16 protein-coding genes are annotated in these 18,050 nt (G+C 43.4%); 8 read left to right on the forward strand and 8 right to left on the reverse strand.

The window, feature by feature from the left end:
• Positions 1-216 precede the first annotated feature (216 nt).
• The 4 genes from ACFSJY_RS08630 (at position 217) to ACFSJY_RS08645 (ending at position 7,706) form a co-directional block, all read left to right on the forward strand.
• Positions 217-447 carry a hypothetical protein gene (locus ACFSJY_RS08630; RefSeq protein WP_386033288.1) on the forward strand — a complete coding sequence of 77 codons (231 nt, stop codon included), beginning with the start codon at positions 217-219 and terminating at the stop codon, positions 445-447.
• A gap of 52 nt (positions 448-499) precedes the next feature.
• Positions 500-3,760, forward strand: coding sequence for a VPS10 domain-containing protein (locus ACFSJY_RS08635; RefSeq protein WP_386033290.1), 3,261 nt, complete (start codon positions 500-502; stop codon positions 3,758-3,760).
• 69 nt (positions 3,761-3,829) lie between these two features.
• Positions 3,830-7,078: a VPS10 domain-containing protein gene (locus tag ACFSJY_RS08640; RefSeq protein ID WP_386033292.1), complete on the forward strand. Its 3,249-nt coding sequence runs from the start codon at positions 3,830-3,832 to the stop codon at positions 7,076-7,078.
• Positions 7,079-7,283: 205 nt separating this feature from the next.
• The gene (locus ACFSJY_RS08645; protein ID WP_386033294.1) at positions 7,284-7,706 is read left to right on the forward strand and encodes a BLUF domain-containing protein; all 423 of its coding nucleotides are present in this window, start codon (positions 7,284-7,286) and stop codon (positions 7,704-7,706) included.
• 143 nt (positions 7,707-7,849) lie between these two features.
• Here the strand turns inward: ACFSJY_RS08645 and ACFSJY_RS08650 are convergent, their stop codons facing one another.
• The 3 genes from ACFSJY_RS08650 to ACFSJY_RS08660 all read right to left on the reverse strand — a co-directional run bounded on the left by ACFSJY_RS08650 (position 7,850) and on the right by ACFSJY_RS08660 (position 9,532).
• A complete protein-coding gene (locus ACFSJY_RS08650; protein WP_386033296.1) occupies positions 7,850-8,131 on the reverse strand; it encodes a hypothetical protein in 282 nt (93 codons plus the stop codon).
• 114 nt (positions 8,132-8,245) lie between these two features.
• Positions 8,246-8,695: a hypothetical protein gene (locus ACFSJY_RS08655; RefSeq protein WP_386033298.1), complete on the reverse strand. Its 450-nt coding sequence runs from the start codon at positions 8,693-8,695 to the stop codon at positions 8,246-8,248.
• A gap of 24 nt (positions 8,696-8,719) precedes the next feature.
• Entirely contained in the window at positions 8,720-9,532 is an 813-nt protein-coding gene (locus ACFSJY_RS08660) for a hypothetical protein (protein ID WP_386033300.1), read from the reverse strand.
• Positions 9,533-9,990: 458 nt separating this feature from the next.
• On the opposite strand from ACFSJY_RS08660, the gene ACFSJY_RS08665 reads away from it, so the two are divergent.
• Together ACFSJY_RS08665 and ACFSJY_RS08670 are read left to right on the forward strand one after the other, a co-directional pair.
• Entirely contained in the window at positions 9,991-10,968 is a 978-nt protein-coding gene (locus ACFSJY_RS08665; protein ID WP_386033302.1) for a DUF1852 domain-containing protein, read from the forward strand.
• 68 nt (positions 10,969-11,036) lie between these two features.
• Positions 11,037-12,074 (forward strand): methionine synthase, encoded by a 1,038-nt coding sequence (locus ACFSJY_RS08670; protein ID WP_386033304.1) that lies wholly within the window; start codon positions 11,037-11,039, stop codon positions 12,072-12,074.
• A gap of 168 nt (positions 12,075-12,242) precedes the next feature.
• Here ACFSJY_RS08670 and ACFSJY_RS08675 read toward each other — a convergent pair whose 3' ends face one another.
• Together ACFSJY_RS08675 and ACFSJY_RS08680 are read right to left on the reverse strand one after the other, a co-directional pair.
• Positions 12,243-13,259 (reverse strand): metal-dependent hydrolase, encoded by a 1,017-nt coding sequence (locus ACFSJY_RS08675; protein WP_386033306.1) that lies wholly within the window; start codon positions 13,257-13,259, stop codon positions 12,243-12,245.
• A gap of 212 nt (positions 13,260-13,471) precedes the next feature.
• Entirely contained in the window at positions 13,472-14,302 is an 831-nt protein-coding gene (locus tag ACFSJY_RS08680) for a sulfite exporter TauE/SafE family protein (RefSeq protein WP_386033308.1), read from the reverse strand.
• Between the two features lie 176 nt (positions 14,303-14,478).
• On the opposite strand from ACFSJY_RS08680, the gene ACFSJY_RS08685 reads away from it, so the two are divergent.
• Positions 14,479-15,363 (forward strand): LysR family transcriptional regulator, encoded by an 885-nt coding sequence (locus tag ACFSJY_RS08685; protein WP_386033310.1) that lies wholly within the window; start codon positions 14,479-14,481, stop codon positions 15,361-15,363.
• Positions 15,364-15,474: 111 nt separating this feature from the next.
• On the forward strand, positions 15,475-16,554 hold the full coding sequence (locus ACFSJY_RS08690) for an acyltransferase family protein (protein WP_386033312.1): 1,080 nt from the start codon (positions 15,475-15,477) through the stop codon (positions 16,552-16,554).
• Between the two features lie 3 nt (positions 16,555-16,557).
• Here ACFSJY_RS08690 and ACFSJY_RS08695 read toward each other — a convergent pair whose 3' ends face one another.
• The 3 genes from ACFSJY_RS08695 to ACFSJY_RS08705 are packed head-to-tail and all read right to left on the reverse strand — an operon-like array spanning position 16,558 to position 17,958.
• Entirely contained in the window at positions 16,558-16,767 is a 210-nt protein-coding gene (locus ACFSJY_RS08695) for a tautomerase family protein (RefSeq protein ID WP_386033314.1), read from the reverse strand.
• Positions 16,768-16,823: 56 nt separating this feature from the next.
• Entirely contained in the window at positions 16,824-17,222 is a 399-nt protein-coding gene (locus ACFSJY_RS08700; protein WP_386033316.1) for a DUF4345 family protein, read from the reverse strand.
• Between the two features lie 4 nt (positions 17,223-17,226).
• A complete protein-coding gene (locus ACFSJY_RS08705) occupies positions 17,227-17,958 on the reverse strand; it encodes a transporter substrate-binding domain-containing protein (protein WP_386033318.1) in 732 nt (243 codons plus the stop codon).
• Between the last annotated feature and the right edge of the window lie 92 nt (positions 17,959-18,050).

An 18,050-nucleotide genomic window follows, 5' to 3' on the forward strand; every position in this document is an offset into this window, starting at 1 on the left:
AGCTATATTGAAATGACTAATATGGAACAGCCAAGCGCACTCAGCACATAAGCTGTTAGCAAAAAATAATAACAAGCCGCCATATAACGTTGGTAGGTAATGAGAACGTTGGCGTGTAATGCAAAATGCCTCAGGTGTATTAAGGAATAAAGATTGAATAATGTGAATAAGCAATGCGTTCTAGCGCTAATAAGCGACTCAGTGCGTGAGCTTCACATGGCTACAACACGTCCTTTATATTCTCTTCGCCATTTCTTGTTATTTGCCTGTACCGTGTGCAACCAAATTAAGGTTGCGGCGCTTGTCGGCAATGCAAAACAACGGTTTGCTGAATTACGTTCTACACTTAACAACATAATTTCAACCGACATAGCGTTATATATGAGCCTAGGGCAGATTCACCATCTGGGCGACCAGTCAGTTGTTGTAATAAATAGTGGCAGTTGATAGTTTTGTCAGCAGCCATTTTTCTAATAATAATCAAGGTATTATTTTTGATATGAAAAAATCATTAACCTCACTCTTGGTATCTGCCGCACTCTTTACAACTGGTGCACAGGCAAGCATTGATACCAGCCTTTTATCAGGCATTAAAGCACGAAATATCGGCCCTGCTGCCACCAGTGGCCGTATTTCAGACGTTGAAGCCGTTATTTCAAATCCAAATATTATCTACGCAACTGCGGCATCAGGCGGCGTGTGGAAGTCAGAAAATGCGGGCTTGAATTGGACGCCAATTTTTGACGAGCAAGACTACGCATCAACAGGTGCATTAGCAATTAACCAGCAAATTCCAGACATTATTTGGGTTGGTACTGGTGAAGGTAACGTGCGTAACTCTGTGTCAATTGGCGGCGGTATCTACAAATCAGTAGATGGCGGTAAAAGCTGGAAAAATATGGGGTTAAAGAATTCTGAGCACATTAACCAAATTGCGCTTCACCCAACAAATCCTGATATCGCATACGTTGCTGCGCTAGGTACACTGTGGTCAGAAAACGAAGAGCGCGGTATTTTCAAAACAACCGACGGTGGTAAAACGTGGAAGAATATTCTTTACGTTGATAAGAAAACTGGCGGTACAGACATTAAAATGGATCCAACCAATCCAAACAAATTGTACGCGTCAATGTGGCAGTTCCGCCGCTGGCCAGACAAATTTGAATCAGGTGGTCCAGGTTCGGGTTTATTTGTATCAACCGATGGCGGTGAAACGTGGCAAGAGAAAACTGTTGCAGACGGTTTACCGTCAGGTGACTTAGGCCGTATCACGTTAGATATTGCTGAAAGCCAACCAAACACGGTTTACGCCTTGGTTGAAGCTGAAAAAAGTGCGCTATTGCGTTCAGACGATGGCGGTGACAACTGGCGCACGGTTAACAGCGAATACAATGTTGCTGACCGTCCATTCTACTACTCAAAAATTGAAGTAGATCCAAACAACCCTGATATCATCTACAACATTGCAACCTTTATCCGTCGTTCAATTGATGGCGGTAAAACGTTTAGCAAAATCGACAAAGTTGATTGTTGTGCGGCGGGTAACACCATTCATATCGACAACCACTCGCTATGGATTAACCCAGAAGACTCTGAGCATATCATCCTAGGCAACGACGGTGGTTTAGCAATTACACAAGACAAAGGCGACAGCTGGCGCTTTGTGCAAAACCTTGCATTGTCGCAGTTCTACCACATCCGTGTAGACGACGCGACGCCTTACAACATTTACGGTGGTCTTCAAGACAACGGTTCATGGCGTGGTCCTTCAGAAGTATTCCATACAGCGGGTATTCGTAACTTGCACTGGCAAGAAGTAGGTTTTGGTGACGGTTTCGACACCATGCCATTCCCAGATGACCCAACAAAAGGTTATGTGCAATCACAAGGTGGTTACTTAAACCGTTACGACCTTAATACTGGTGAGCAGCACTTAATCCGTCCTGCACCAGCAGATCATGATTCTGAACTGCGTTTCAACTGGAATGCTGGCCTTGCGCAAGACCCGTTCGATGCAAACACCATTTACTATGGAAGCCAATATGTTCATAAATCAACGGACCGAGGTGAAACGTGGGAAATCATCTCTGGTGATTTATCAACAAACAACCCAGATTGGCAGCGTTACAAAGAATCAGGTGGTTTGACGCCAGACGTAACGGCGGCAGAAAACCACACCGCTATCATCACCATTGCGCCAAGCCCAATTAAACAAGGTGTGATTTGGGTAGGTACTGACGATGGCCGTATTCACGTCACACAAGATGGCGGTAAAACATGGAAGAGCGTTGAAAAGAAAGCACGCAAAGCGCCTAAAAACGCATTTGTACCGCACATTCAACCGTCACTTCATAAAGCGGACGAAGCCTTCATCGTATTCGACAACCACCGTCGTGGTGACATGAAGCCATACATCTTCAAAGCGTCTAAGTACGGTAGCAAGTTCACTAACCTAACCACCAAGAACATCAAAGGTTACTCACTGTCGGTTGTGCAAGACCACGTTGACGAAGACTTATTATTCTTGGGTACAGAGCTAGGCTTATACGCAACCACTGATGGCGGTGATTCTTGGTTCAAATACAAGAACGGCGTACCGACAGTTTCTGTAATGGATATGGCGATTCAACAACGTGAAAACGACTTAGTACTTGGTACACACGGTCGTTCAGTCATTGTTGTTGACGATTACAGCCCACTGCGTGGATTAAATGAAAAATCATTCGATGAGTCATTCAAGCTATTAAGTGTAGGTGACGGTCAGCAGTACGTGTCTAGCCGTGCACCATCAACACGCTTCTGGGGTGACGCTGACTACGTAGGTGAAAACGAAGTTTACGGTGTTACGCTAAATGTGATGGCATCAGGCGATCACTTGAAGCACCCTGATGCAGAGAAAGAAAAAGCGCGTCAATTAGCAAAAGCCGAGAAAGCCAAAGCTGACAAAGCAAGCAAAGACAAGAAAGACGACAAAAAGCCACTTTCTGACAAAGCGCGCGTTACCGTGAAAAACAGCGATGGCGAAGTGGTACGTACATTCGTGACTAAGCTTCACCAAGGTGTAAACCGTATCGTTTGGGGTATGGAGTCTGACGGTACTGGTCACATGCCAGGTCAAGAGCCGAAAGAAGACAAAGACATCTTAAACGGTGGCCCAGAAGTGGTACCAGGTACTTACACATTCCACGTAAAGTACAACGACCAAGAATTTGAAACAACAGCTAAGGTATTAAAAGACCCACGCTTCAACGTTTCAGACGAAGATCTGATGGCCGGTTACAAGCTTCAGCACAAAGCAGTTGGCTTGTACGACACGCTAATCAAAGCGGTACACGTATTAACTGACAGCAAAAAAGATATCGAGCTTGTAAAAGCAGCAGCTGACAAAGCAACTGCTGATATGACTGAAGGTAAAGACGAGCACCCAGCCACTAAGCTAAGCAAAACAGCTGATGACTTATTGAAGAAAATTGGTGAGTTCGACAAGAACCTTCGCTCATTGCCAAAAACAACGGGGATTGTTGATGAAAGCTACAAAGCAACATCACATATCTTTATGGCATGGGGTTATGTTGGCAGCCGTTACGGCAAGCCATCACCAACGGCTGAAATCTATCTAGACAAAGCAAAAGTTGAAATGCAGAAGCACGTTAATGACATTAATAGCTTCTTAAACGACGACTTAGCGAAGTTTAACCAAGCCTTTAACGAAGCTGGTTTAAGCCTGTTCTCAGGCGCACAACCAATCGCGTTAAACTAACAATAATAAAACACTCAAGCCCGGCAACTGTCGGGCTTTTTACTTTTTTAAAGTATTAGGAAAGCACACATGAAACTACTACCAACCCTACTTGCTGCGTCAATCGCCATGGGTATTTCAGGCTCAGCTATTGCGGCTAAGTCAGACAAAAAAGTAGATGCGTCAATCTACAGCAGTTTAAAACTTCGTAACATGGGGCCTGCCGTAACAGGTGGTCGTATTAGCGACTTCGCGTTCAACCCAAATAACCCAGCTGAATACTACGTTGCGACAGCCTCAGGCGGTATGTGGAAAACCACAAACGCCGGTGTAACTTGGTCAGCAATTGCCGATGGCGAAGCAAGTTACTCTTACGGCGATGTAACCATGGATCCGAACAATACAAACGTGATTTGGGCGGGTACCGGTGAAAACAACTCTCAGCGCTCAGTAGCCTACGGTGACGGTGTTTACAAGTCAGTAGACGGCGGTAAAAGCTGGAACAATGTTGGTCTGAAAAATTCAGAGCATATTGGCGAAATCCTTATCGACCCACGTAACTCAGATGTTGTGTATGTTGCGTCGCAAGGTCCACTTTGGAGCAAAGGCGGCGACCGTGGTTTATTCAAAACCACAGACGGCGGTAAAACATGGGACAACGTACTGGAAATTTCTGAGCACACAGGTGTTAGTGACATCGCGTTCGACCCACAAAACCCTGATGTTATTTATGCAACGTCTTATCAACGTCGTCGTCACGTTTGGACACTTATCAACGGTGGTCCAGAGTCAACTATCTACAAGTCGACAGATGCCGGTAAAACGTGGAAGAAAATCAATAAAGGTTTACCAAGTGTTGACCTAGGTCGTATTGGTATTGATGTAGCGCCAAGCAACGGCAACATCATTTACGCCATTGTTGAAGCGGCTGATGGCAAGTCAGGCTTCTACCAATCAACCGACGGCGGTGAAAGCTGGAACAAGCAAAGCAGCTACGTTTCAGGCAGCCCGCAGTACTACCAAGAAATTGTCGTAGACCCGAAAAACCCTTACCGCGTGTACTCGCTTGATACCTACATGATGGTAACGGAAGACGGCGGTAAAACATTTACCCGTGCAGGTGAAGACCACAAACACGTAGACAACCACGCGCTTTGGATCGACCCGAACAACACAAACCACTTAATCATTGGTAGTGATGGCGGTATTTACGAATCTTGGGATCGCGCAAAGAACTGGACGTTTAAAGACAACATGTCGCTAACACAGTTCTACAAAGTGACTGTTGACAATGACTACCCGTTCTATAACGTATTTGGTGGTACACAAGATAACGCATCTCTAGGTGCACCTCACCGTACAACTACTAACTCGGGTATCCAAAACGCTGACTGGTTGTACACGCAATTTGGTGACGGCTTCAAAACGGTTATCGACCCAACCGATCCAAACATCATCTACTCGCAGTACCAATACGGCGGCCTAGCACGTTACGACAAACAGTCAGGTGAACGTGTACAAATGCAACCAGTATCGCCAGACGCTAATGTAGCGCAGCGCTTTAACTGGAACTCACCATTGTTGATTAGCCCACATAACAACGAACGTATTTACTACGGTTCACAAACCTTGTTCCAATCAGATAACCGCGGTGATGACTGGCGCGCAATTAGTGGTGATTTGTCACGCAATATCGACCGCAACAAGTTAGAAGTGATGGATACAGTTTGGGGCGTTGATTCAGTGGCGAAGAACACATCTACGTCGTTCTACGGTTCATTAATCGCGTTAACTGAATCGCCATTGCAAGAAGGTTTGCTATACACAGGTAGTGACGACGGCGTAATGCACGTGACTAAAAACGGCGGTCAAGAATGGGACAAGTTAGATTGGCCATCAAAAGTACCAGACAACTCTTACGTCAGCGATATGGAAGCATCGTTGTTCGACAAGAACACCGTATTCGCAACGTTTGACAACCACAAGCGTGGTGACTTCAAACCATACGTATACCGCAGTGACAACAACGGTCGCAGCTGGAAAAACATCACCGGTGATTTACCTGTACGCGGTTCAACATACGCAATTGCGCAAGACCACGAAAACAAAAACTTACTTTTCGTAGGTACGGAATTCGGTGTGTTCTTCACGCAAAACGGCGGTAAAAACTGGGTACAGTTAAAGTCTGGTATGCCGACTATCGCGGTACGTGACGTAGTAATTCAACGTCGTGAAAGTGACTTAGCGCTAGCGACCTTTGGTCGTGGTTTCTACATCCTAGATGACTACTCACCAATGCGTGAAAGTGCAACAGACGTGAAAAAGCAAGACGCTACGCTATTCCCTGTGCGTCGTGCGTTCCAGTTTATTGAGCATGATCCATTAGGTTTACCGGGCAAAGCCATGCGTGGTGCTGACTTCTACTTTGCTGACAACCCAGAGTACGGCGCGGCATTTAGCTTTTACGTGAATGAAGACTTCAAATCACTAAAAGCCAAACGCCAAGCGAAAGAAGCAGAACTTCGTAAAGAGAAAGAGCCAGTATTCTATCCAAGCTGGGAAGCGTTAAAAGAAGAAGACTTTGAACAAAAATCTTCATTAATTTTAACTGTACGTGATGACGAAGGTAACTTGGTTCGTCGCATTAAAGCACCAGCGAAGAAAGGCTTTAACCGTATTCATTGGGACCTACGTTACCCAGGCTTTGAGCCAATCAAAGCAAGTGGTGACATGGACGCAGGCTGGTTAGTCGTGCCGGGCAAATACACAGTGTCACTATCAAAAGTAGTGAACGGTGTTGAAACGGCGTACGACCAATCGCAAACGTTTGAAGTGGTGTCTATTGATAACCGCACATTCCCAAGCACAGACCGCAAAGCCGACCTAGCATTTGATATGAAAGCAGGGCGTTTATACGCAGCTATTGCTGGTGCGCGTAAGTACCTTGGTGAACTAGAGTCGCGTATCAACCACATTAGTGCAGCAACCACAGAAACGTTAGCACTTGACCAGAAAACTATTGAGCTAGCGCATCAAATGACGCGTGATTTAAAAGAAATCAAGCTCGACCTAAATGGTAACTCTGTAGTCTCTAAGCGTGCTGAGCCAACAGCTACATCCGTTTACGGCTACATCAGCTACTTATTGTGGTCACGCAGTGAAAGCACATCGCCTGTAAACGGTCAGCAAAAACTGCGCTTTACTCGCGCAAGTGAAGGCTACAACGATGTTTACCAACGCATTGTGCAGCTAGCTGAATCGGTGAAATTAACCGAAGACGCTATCGCCAAAGCTGGTGGTAACTGGTTACCGGGTACATTACCTTCAAACGGTAAGTAAGGCGGTTACTAAAGCGTAAGCTTTAAGGCTAAAAAGAACGATAAGTTCTCGAAAATAGAAAGCGCCTTTTGGCGCTTTTTTTCGTAATAGCTATTTGATGTGTATGCGAAAGGCAATAATTATCTGCATACCATGCAAACGCATCTACAATAACAATAAAGAATTCAAACACAGCAGTTATGTGTTTTAAGCGGAGAATACCACCATGTTTCTGACTCGTATTATTTATGCCAGCAAGGCAACAGATGCATTTAAACCAGAAGATATCGACGACATTCTAACAACGGCAAGAGACTACAACCAAAAACAAGAAATTACCGGCATGCTGTGCTTTAGCCGCAAGTTCTTTCTGCAGTGTTTAGAAGGTTCACGCAGTAGCGTAAACAAGCTTTATCACCAAATACTCAACGATAAACGCCATAACGATATTGTGTTGCTGGAATACAGTGAAATTACCGAACGCGAGTTTTCACAGTGGTCAATGGCGTACGTGCCAGAATCTAGCCTAACCGCGCCACTTAACTTGAAGTTCTCTGGCAGCAGTATTTTTGATCCTTATCAAATGCGAGGGGAGAGCGCCCATAAAATGATGTTGGAATTAAAGGAAGTGCTGACGAATGTTACGTAGGCATCTTGCTATTGAAGGAGTGAGATTATACGCCTCAATATGAGGCGAATTAAGCTTGGCTAAAATTAGCGAAGAACGAGTGCCAGCCAAGTTATAGACGTACCATCCATAATTGACTTACTAGGTGCCCTCTAAGCTTAAAACTACAAAACCTTACCTATAGCTATATTTAGCCCTACAATAGATAGGTAAAATTCAACACCTGAACTGAGCTGGTTAATACAAGGTTCATCGGGGTAGAACTCAAGATTCACGGTAACAATATCACCGTCAAAGTATTCTCGTTCGCCGGGAAATTTAATTAAGCAGGCTACATTATTAAATGTACTTGTTTCAATTCTTACCCAGCAACCATTACCAAAATATCGATACATATGTGGTGGCCTAGGGATATTCAATAAGTTGATTTCAGCCCTAATACTCAATGACTTCTCCTGTAAACCTGACGCCCCAATAATTGGCTGATAAATACTTGGCTAAACTTGTGTATAGGAGCTGAATTGAGCCAAGCGTTAGCTGTGCCGCATATAATTGGCTTGTTAGAGAGAGCTTCTATCAAAACTACATGCATTTGATAACTTCTCCAGCAATAACAAATCCTTTTTAGGCTTACCTTGTAGGTGCCAGTGTAATTTATAACAAGCAGCATTAACCAAAACAGGGTAATTATCATTTTTACGAATTAGGTGTTCAATTGTGCGTTTAACGCCCATTACATCCAAGCATGGAACTAACCAAAAACCAATTGTACTAACATCACAGTTTTCCAAAGCATAATTGAGCAATTCATAGATAAAATCATTTTCCTGAACGGAACGAGACACCAGCCTGCAACCAGCCAACTGCGTTAAGTTATCCTTGGACTTAAGCACTTCCCACAAAAAAGGATATCTCTCATTCGTAGGTAAAGACCTTAAATATTTTGCACATTCTTTTTCACGATTTTCGTCGCGACTATTAAGGATTATATCTGATGGTGAGAATTCCATGCTCTCTAATGCCTCTCGAGGGTATTATTCCTCGGGGTCAAATGTGTAGTCTTCGTAATAACGCAATATTTTATAAAGTTTGGGAACTCCATTTATAGTTTGGACTTCCATATCTACTACATAAGCCAATTCATGCCACTGTTTATTAAAATTGTTATGCCCATGTAACATAGCTTCTTTAACAGCATTATTTTCAAAAATTACTTTTGTAGGATTTTTTCTGATATCTTCAACAATTGCTTTGTCGCCTGTTTCTGAATTGGTGTCAAACTTCGTTTGATACCATACAAGTACTTTCTTTGAATGAATATGATCAGCTGGCTCATCCATGTTGGCAATTTTTCGGTTAATAAAGTTTTGAGCTGCATTAGCTTGCTCAGAACTTACAACTAATTGATTAATAACGGTGGCATTGTCACTAGCAGAAATAACTAATTGAGAACCTGCATCTTTTGCTACAGGCTCAATAATGTTTTTCCATTGCTGTAGATCTTTTTTAGTTAAATCCTGCGGTGGGTTTTTAACTTTACCTAGAAACCAATCAATAATATTGGAAGACGTTGATACCCATTGATAAAGCGATCCGCCTTGCCACAATAGTGGAACAAGAGGTGCAGCTTTAGTGACTAATTCAACAATTATTGAACCAGAACGCACTTCTTTAATTAAAAGCTCACTTGAAATGTCATAGTCTTCTGAAGACTCACGCTCAACAAACCTTTGAAATTGCGAACTAAGATCTAGTAAGGACACAGTTAAATCAGTCAAGTTAACTGGTCTTTCATTATTAATCTTAATTTCTAGTTTTTTATCAAAATCGATTTCGATAGTATTCATTGGCTCCATGCCTATCCTTAATACCCTAACAGCTTAATAGAACGAAAAGTCCCACTTTGTCTGTGAGGTGACTTTTGCCTGTAGTTCCAATTCAATCACTCCGTAAATTATCTTCTTTTGTTAATTTTTTCAATGAAGTAAGTTCGATGGGTACGCGTTTTTGTTTTGGCTGATTAGGTCATATTTAGAAAAATATTGTTGAAAGGCAGATTTCAGTCAATCCGACTCTTTATATGGTGTGTAGATAAAGAGTATTTCTTCTACAGAACGCGTAATCCATTAAATCTGTACTCATCCTATTTATGAATAAAGCTCATTGTTTAATGAAATAAAGTCAATTTTATTCATGTAATGGTCGAGGTATAAATACCACATTGCTTTAATCCTTAGCTTTTGACGCAGCCATTTGGTCGAAGCTAAACAGTGTGGATTTATCTTTCAGAATTGGATAACGGATCATGACTACCAAAGACTTTACCTTTGCCATTAAGAACATTTGCTTTGATGAGAACTATCACCCATCAGACAACACGCGTATCACTACAAACTTTGCTAACTTGGCGCGTGGTGAAAGCCGTCAGTCAAATTTACGTAATGCATTGAAAATGATTGATAACCGCTTTAATGCGCTAGCCCATTGGGATAACCCGAATGGCGATCGTTACACAGTGGAGTTAGACATAATTTCGGTGGACATGGGTATTGAGGGCAGTGCAGAGGCGTTTCCGTCAATCGAAATTTTAAAAACCAACATTCTTGATCGCAAAACCAATAAGCGAACAGAAGGTATTGTCGGTAATAACTTTTCGTCGTACGTGCGTGACTATGACTTTAGTGTGGTATTGCTTGACCATAACAAAGACCAGCCGCAGTTTAGTATTCCTGAAGACTTTGGTGATTTGCATGGTAAGTTGTTTAAGCACTTTGTCAGTTCAGACACCTACAAGCAGAACTTCGAGAAGCCGCCGGTTATCTGCTTAAGTGTGTCGGACAACAAAACCTATCATCGTACCGAGAACGAACACCCTGTACTGGGTGTGGAGTACTTGCCGAATGAGTCGTCGCTAACCGAGCAATATTTCAGAAAAATGGGCTTAGAGGTGCGCTACTTTATGCCGCCAAACAGCGTTGCACCGCTGGCGTTCTTCTTCTTTGGTGACTTACTCACGGATTACACCAACCTTGAGCTAATCAGCACCATTAGCACTATGGAGACGTTCCAGAAGATTTATCGCCCAGAAATTTATAACGCCAATGCTACGGCTGGTAAGCGTTATAAGCCAAACTTGAAGAACCTTGACCACTCGTTAACACAAATTGTGTACGACCGTGAAGAGCGCGGCCGTTTGGCAAAAGAGCAGGGTAAGTTTGCTGAAGAGCATTTTATAAAGCCTTACCAAAATGTGCTTCAACAATGGTCGGCAAACTATGCCTAGTAGCACCTTACAGATAGTGCCTAAGAACGAATTCAGATAGATTTCAGATAGAGAGTGCAACAGTACCTATGAAAACATTATTACCTACGTCTACTGCGGGCAGTTTGCCTAAGCCGTCATGGTTGGCAGAACCTGAAAAACTGTGGTCGCCGTGGAAGCTAGAGGGCGATGCCTTGGTTGACGGTAAGCACGACGCGTTGAAAGTGTCGCTGCAAGAACAAAATACCTCAGGCATTGATATTGTCAGTGACGGCGAGCAAACTCGCCAACACTTTGTGACCACGTTTATTGAACACCTTGATGGTGTGGATTTTGAAAACCGCAAAACGGTGAAAATTCGCAATCGCTACGATGCAAGCGTGCCAACCGTGTTTGGCCCTGTTAGTCGCCAAAAGCCTGTGTTTGTTGAAGACGCTACCTTCCTGCGTAAACAAACAGACAAGCCAATAAAGTGGGCGCTTCCTGGGCCAATGACTATGGTAGATACGCTTTATGATGACCACTATAAAAGTCGTGAAAAGCTGGCCTGGGAGTTTGCCAAAATACTGAACCAAGAAGCGAAAGAACTAGAAGCGGCTGGCGTTGACATTATTCAGTTTGACGAGCCTGCGTTTAACGTGTTTTTTGACGAGGTGAATGCGTGGGGTATTGCCTGTTTAGAGCGAGCGATTGAAGGCTTGAAATGTGAAACCGCGGTGCATATTTGTTATGGCTACGGCATAAAAGCGAATACCGATTGGAAGAAAACATTGGGGTCAGAATGGCGTCAGTACGAAGAAACGTTTCCAAAGTTGCAGCAATCAAATATCGATATCATTTCGCTGGAATGTCACAACGGCCGTGTACCGCTTGAAGTATTGGAGTTAGTGCGCGGTAAGAAAGTGATGGTGGGGGCGATTGACGTTGCTCGTGACGAGATAGAAACACCGGAAGAAGTCGCTGATACGCTCCGCAAAGCACTGCAGTATGTTGAGGCTGACAAGCTTTACCCATGCACTAACTGCGGCATGGCGCCGCTTTCACGCACCGTTGCTAGAGGTAAATTAAGCGCTTTAAGCGCTGGCGCAGAGATTGTGAGACAAGAATTGATTGCTTCTAACTACTAACTTCTCTCTTCTCATTTCTAGCAGCGTTTAACTAAAAACTACCAAGCGAATTGAGCGAATACATTTATTCGCTCAATTCGCTTCATTTGCCTGAACCGCTTATAGATTAAACCGCTTGTAGATTGAACCGCTTGGTAGCCAATATTTTTCTGGCAGAGAATTACTTTGCTAGATGATGACTTCTTCAGACCAAATACGTTTCCATACTTTGTCTAACACACTAAGGTCACGTTCTGGGTTCAGCTGTTCCACTTCAATAAGTGTTGGAGCCGCTGTTGGCGTATCACCACTTTCATTTACCTCAGCCACTGCAAACTGAAAGACATAGCTTGGCTCTAATCCCATTCTTAAATCGCTGATTACCACTTTGTTATCGCGCAACTTAACGTTGTAAAACCCTTTGCTAAACCATTGCAGGCGAGAGACTGACCAGTCACTTTCAATGCTAGTGAGTAAGTCTTCTTCGCTTGTAAAAAATGGGTTGTTTGTTGGCAACTGTGTATCGAGTAGTGAGTAATACACTTCATAATAGCCCGTTTCTGTTTTGGCAATACCGCGCCACAGCAAGGTATTAAACGGAGCAGGGGTACTAAATAACGAATAGTTAGTGACACCTTGTGCTTCTAGCCCTTTGTGGATTTGGTCATCCACGTAAATTTTTGCGCCAACGGTCCAGCATAAATACGCAGAACTAATGCCAAGTCCCCACAAATTCCATCGCTCAGTGCCCATGGTTCGTTTTATCAAAATTGCGAACAAGCCGATGAGCAGCGGCACAGTATAGAGCGGGTCGATGATAAAAATAGTCGACCACGATATGGGGGTTGATGATATCGGCCAGAATATTTGTGTGCCGTATGCTGTGAAGCTATCTAGCAGCACATGCGTAGCAAACACCAGATAGACCATTACCCACCAGCGTTGCTTCATTCCTTCTGGCTGTTTGTGTATTTTCATGGCGAGCCATGCAACCAATGGCGTAAGTAGTGCCAATACGAATAACGAGTGGCTGAACGAGCGGTGGTAGGTAAAGTCGGCTACCGCGTTCCCCATGGGAATGAACACATCAAGGTCGGGAATTGTGCCGCAAATGCCGCCCCATAACATAGCCTTGTTGCCAATTTTCTTGCCGAGTACCGCTTCGCCAACCGCTGCACCCAGCGTAAATTGTGTAAGACTATCCATAAAACTCCATGCGCTTTTTGCTAAACATAAACTGTATAAAGAGGTTTTGATTGAGTGACTCAGTTGATAATCATTTGATACTGAGTCAGCCCAATACAAAGATCAGTCATACTTTTAATGCATGGCGTTTTAATTACAAGTGCTTTTACGCTTTGCTGACTAAAAATGTGTAACTTGTGATATGTGTAGCGTGTATAAGTGCTTAGCTGGTATTAAATAAATGACTGGGCAAGCATGCGCAAACCTGTGAACAGCAACACAAAGGCAAAAACCTTTTTCAGTTTATCTGCATCTAACTTTGCCGTTAACGATGCACCAACCGGGGCGAATAATACAGTAAGTGGCACAATACAGATAAACCCAATAAGGTTAACCAGCCCAAACGTGCCAGCGGGTGCGTCTTGTGGTGTTGTGCCTAACGCCAACATGGTAAGCGCGCCAGGCAATGAGATAATCAACCCAATAGCTGCAGCAGTGCCTACTGCCTTATGTGCAGGGTAGTTATACAGCGTTAATAACGGCACTGAAATTGTACCGCCGCCAATACCAACCATAGCGCTGAAAAAGCCCGTTGAAGCCCCCATCACTGATTGACCCGCGTGATGCGGCAGTTGGTTAAATAGTGCTGATTTGCCCGTTCGAAATAGCATGTTGAGAGCAGATAGCGTGGCGATAATACCAAACATGATCGTGAGAATAGTGCCGTCTACACGGGTAACCAACCAACTGCCTACAAGCACACCGACAAAGATAAACAACGCCCAACGTTTGAGTAGTTCGAAATCAACATTTCCCTTTTTATGGTGAGACCGTATCGAGCTAATTGACGTGGGAATAATGGTTGCCAGTGATGTGGCGGTAGCAACAACCATGGCTGTTTCTGGCGATACGCCGAAGTTTTGAAATAAAAAGAACAACACTGGCACAATAACAATGCCACCGCCCACGCCCAGTAAACCTGCCAAAATGCCTGCAAAAACGCCTGTAGCTGCAAGTGCAAAGATAGTGGGTAAGTTCGGTGTGATAGCGTCAATAATGTTCATGGTTAGGTACTTCTTTTTACTGCTTATGTGATATTGCGAGCCGGTTTTTAGCGCGTAGCCGGGTATATTTTAGATATCCATATTCATTGTAAAGCCCCTTGTTTGATGAATAAAAGTGATATATTTTCATTATCCAATGAACAGTATTCATCATTTTATAAGGTTGAGTCTAACGCATGTTAGAGCGAATTCATTTAGAAATACTGACGGCAATTAAAGAGCACGGCACTTTAACCAAAGCGGCTGATTCGCTCTATTTATCGCAATCGGCATTAAGTCATAGCATTAAAAAGCTTGAAGGGCAGGTGCGTACGCCCATTTGGCAAAAGGAAGGCAGAAATTTGCGATTAACCGAAGCTGGCGAGCGTATTCAAAAGCTCGCTAATCGGGTGCTACCTCAGTTTGCACATACTGAATTGATGTTGAGCCAAATTGCCAAAGGGGAAATGGGCGCGCTGCGCATTGGGATGGAGTGCCACCCTTGTTATCAATGGTTGCTTAGAGTAATTCACCCGTATTTAGAGCATTGGCCTGATATTGATATTGACGTTCGACAAGAGTTCCAGTTTGGCGCATTGGGCGCATTGCTTAGTTACGAAATAGACGTGCTTATTACACCTGATCCGCTCTTTAAACCGCGTATTGAATACATTCCCGTGTTTGATTACGAGCACAGGCTTGTGGTGTCATCAGCGCATGAATTGGCGAAACAAGACTTTGTAATGCCTGAACAGTTGAGCGACGAAGTGCTATTTAGTTACCCAGTTGAGCCTATGCGACTCGATATTTTTAGTCAGTTCCTCAACCCCGCTAAGTGCTCGGTTAAGAAGCATAAAATCATTGAGACCACAGAGATAATGCTGCAAATGGTGGCTGCTGGTCGCGGCGTATGTGCATTGCCTGGTTGGCTAGTCGATGAGTTTGCGAAAACAATGCCGATCAAAAGCCTACGTTTTGGCGAGCAGGGCATTAGCAAACAAATATTTGTCGGCGTTCGGAAAGACGAACAACACATAGATTACCTGAGCGACTTTATTCGCCAAGCACAAGCGACGAAATAAGTTAACAGTCGTTAACAAGGCTTTGATTGCTCTGCTGTTCGTTACATGCTATTAGTTTATAAAACAACCACTTGTATGGTTGATATCGAGTAGTAGATCTTTTCATTATGCGTGAAAGATATAGGGAGCGTCACTATTACAACACCGACCAAGCCAACGGCAGCAAAAGTAATTCATCACGAATTTAACATGGTGCGCGCGTGCGCATGTCTCTCCATTGTTTTCCTACATAGTATGTTCTTTTTACCTAATACCGTGCCAGAGGGATCGCGCGACTATTTTGATCTCGTGCGTGTATTACTATGCTTTGCAACACCTGCCTTTGTTATGTTGTCTGAGGCTCTCATTGCACGGAGTTATTCTGAAAAGCTACCAGAAAAGTTCTTAAGCAAGCGATTGAAGTTTATATTGGCGCCGTTTATTGCGTTCGCGTTTATTTCTGAATTGGTGAAAGTAGTTGTCGTTGGCGAACCCTTTGACCCAGAACGTTTAAAACGTTACTTGATGGGCGAATACCACGGTTGGTTTGTGGTGGTGATTGTGCAGTTCTACATTCTGCATATGGTGATTGTGAAATTAAAGCTAAGCCAGCTCAGCATTATTTTACTGTCTTTAGCTATCTGCTACGTTCACTACAAATATATTACCCCTCACGTTGACCACCGCGACTTTAAATTCTATGTGTCGACATGGGCGGCGTTCTTTTGTTGTGGCTATTTTATTGGTCGACACTACAAACATGTCATCCAATTTATTCGAGACAATAAAGCGCTTACCCATGGTGTAGTGCTTGTTGGGGTAGGTATATCGGCAATCAACTTTTTCTACGATGGTAAGGAAGTGCATTCGAAGCTATTTGAGAATATTCCATTGACCATCAGCCTGTTCTGCATGTTCTTGCTGTACGGTCTTCGTTTTGGTGATTACTGGTGGGTGCAAACAGTTAGCCGTTCGTCCTATGGTGTGTACTTAGCCCACTGGCCGATAATCATTATCTACACAACGTATCTGCCTATCGATAATCTGGTGTATTGGCAGTCAGTGCCCTTGTTGTTTTTGATGACGATTGTGACGTCACTGGTGTTTATTCGCGTATTTAACAAAGTACCGTTTGGTGACTATATTGTCGGTAAAGACAATTACCGAGCACCCAAAAAGCAAACTGCTCAGCTAGCTCAACTAGCTAAATAGGGGCTAGCTATTACTTGATTGTAATTTTTTCCAATCGTCAGTTAACATGCCCGCATAGCCCCAGTCTTCCTCTTCTATTTCTTGTAGGACGACATGAGTGTGTTCGGGCTTTTTGCCTAAAACGCGCTGTAAAGAATTAGTGATATCAGCAACAATTTCTGCTTTTTGAGCGCGTGTGGCGCCTTTTGTAATTTGAACATTAACGTATGGCATAACGACCTTTAAATCCCTTTTGTTTTGTTGTCAGTGATTCTTGTATCAGCTGGGTTCTATGTTACAGGGCTTACTTGTTGGTTTAGTTTGCGAAGCGCAAATAAAGCCAATGCGCTACCTAAGACTTCCAGAGTCAAAAATAAATACATATATAAATTTCCTGAGCTTTCGACAAAAAAGCCGAGCGTGCGGGTAAACGCCATACTTATTAAAACCAATGCGACGATAAAGAGGCTCGCATTGGTTTGTCCAATACCGTTCAGATAAAAAATCGCCAATCCTAAGGCGAGTTGCAAGCCTCCATAAGTTGCTCGGAAGTCGATAGACGCTGAACCTTCAGGCGGTGTTGAACCTGTCACCAGCAGTGACATGGTGTCTGGCATAATGCTGAAGGCTAACCCGTAAAGTAGGAAAAAGCTTCCCGCTAAATAAATGACAAATTTTCCTAAATTCATATTCTTAGTTTTTACTATTGTTTAGTTGGTTGAAAGCGTCTTGAGTCCGTTTCAATACTTCTGGAGAGGTACCTTTAGAAAAGGCAAAGCAATGCTGTGCTTGTTCTAAATTGAGCTTGTAAACAGGGACGACAATATGATTTGGAAGACTACGTTTTTTTAATCTCGTCTCGATAGACTCTTGGCTTTCTATGAATAAATCGACTTTTCTATTGAGTACATGGTCTAAGCTGCTTTCATCTTCAGCGGAGATGTAGAGGTTTTTGCCTTCTTTAAATCCAATATTGTTGAGATAAATATGCTCAACTTCATTACGAGAAACGGCAACAGAGAAGTGGGTGAGTTCTTCATCGCTTTTAATTGAAATTGTCCTTTCGCTCAGTGCGTAGGCAAAGAAATCACTTTTTGGTGACAGCGGACAAAACCAATGAAATAACGTCTCTCGTTCTTTTGTTCTGTAAATAGAGTAAATGAGAGTATTGGGTTGGCTAATAGCGGCGTTATATGCTCTAGCCCAGGGTAACAAATTGATGGAGTAATTAACGTTGGCTAACTGAAGTATGCGCTTCACTCTAGCTGTTGCAGTACCTACAACTTTCCCTTCACCATCTAGGTAGTTGTATGGCGGCCAATCTTCAGTGACCACATTGAGTGTTGGTAGGTCTTTTGCGAGGGCATGCGTAAAACAGATGTTTACTGCTATACACATTACCAACGTTGTTAAGAAACGGCACACATCTACTTCCCTAAGCTAACCAATCATCCAAATTATTATATCGTTAAAGTATTACGTGACATTGATTGACGCAAGTATTGCATTTTTCGATG

Origin of the sequence: Thalassotalea euphylliae, assembly GCF_042682785.1 — a bacterium.
Lineage (GTDB): Bacteria > Pseudomonadota > Gammaproteobacteria > Enterobacterales > Alteromonadaceae > Thalassotalea_F > Thalassotalea_F euphylliae.

Bases quoted from the DNA above. Each gene is read 5' to 3' on its own strand.
- ACFSJY_RS08635 (WP_386033290.1), top strand. From the start codon at position 500: ATGAAAAAATCATTAACCTCACTCTTGGTATCTGCCGCACTCTTTACA.
- ACFSJY_RS08665 (WP_386033302.1), top strand. From the start codon at position 9,991: ATGACTACCAAAGACTTTACCTTTGCCATTAAGAACATTTGCTTTGAT.
- ACFSJY_RS08680 (WP_386033308.1), bottom strand. From the start codon at position 14,302: ATGAACATTATTGACGCTATCACACCGAACTTACCCACTATCTTTGCA.
- ACFSJY_RS08640 (WP_386033292.1), top strand. From the start codon at position 3,830: ATGAAACTACTACCAACCCTACTTGCTGCGTCAATCGCCATGGGTATT.
- ACFSJY_RS08630 (WP_386033288.1), top strand. From the start codon at position 217: ATGGCTACAACACGTCCTTTATATTCTCTTCGCCATTTCTTGTTATTT.
- ACFSJY_RS08670 (WP_386033304.1), top strand. From the start codon at position 11,037: ATGAAAACATTATTACCTACGTCTACTGCGGGCAGTTTGCCTAAGCCG.
- ACFSJY_RS08675 (WP_386033306.1), bottom strand. From the start codon at position 13,259: ATGGATAGTCTTACACAATTTACGCTGGGTGCAGCGGTTGGCGAAGCG.
- ACFSJY_RS08660 (WP_386033300.1), bottom strand. From the start codon at position 9,532: ATGAATACTATCGAAATCGATTTTGATAAAAAACTAGAAATTAAGATT.
- ACFSJY_RS08700 (WP_386033316.1), bottom strand. From the start codon at position 17,222: ATGAATTTAGGAAAATTTGTCATTTATTTAGCGGGAAGCTTTTTCCTA.
- ACFSJY_RS08655 (WP_386033298.1), bottom strand. From the start codon at position 8,695: ATGGAATTCTCACCATCAGATATAATCCTTAATAGTCGCGACGAAAAT.
- ACFSJY_RS08695 (WP_386033314.1), bottom strand. From the start codon at position 16,767: ATGCCATACGTTAATGTTCAAATTACAAAAGGCGCCACACGCGCTCAA.
- ACFSJY_RS08645 (WP_386033294.1), top strand. From the start codon at position 7,284: ATGTTTCTGACTCGTATTATTTATGCCAGCAAGGCAACAGATGCATTT.
- ACFSJY_RS08685 (WP_386033310.1), top strand. From the start codon at position 14,479: ATGTTAGAGCGAATTCATTTAGAAATACTGACGGCAATTAAAGAGCAC.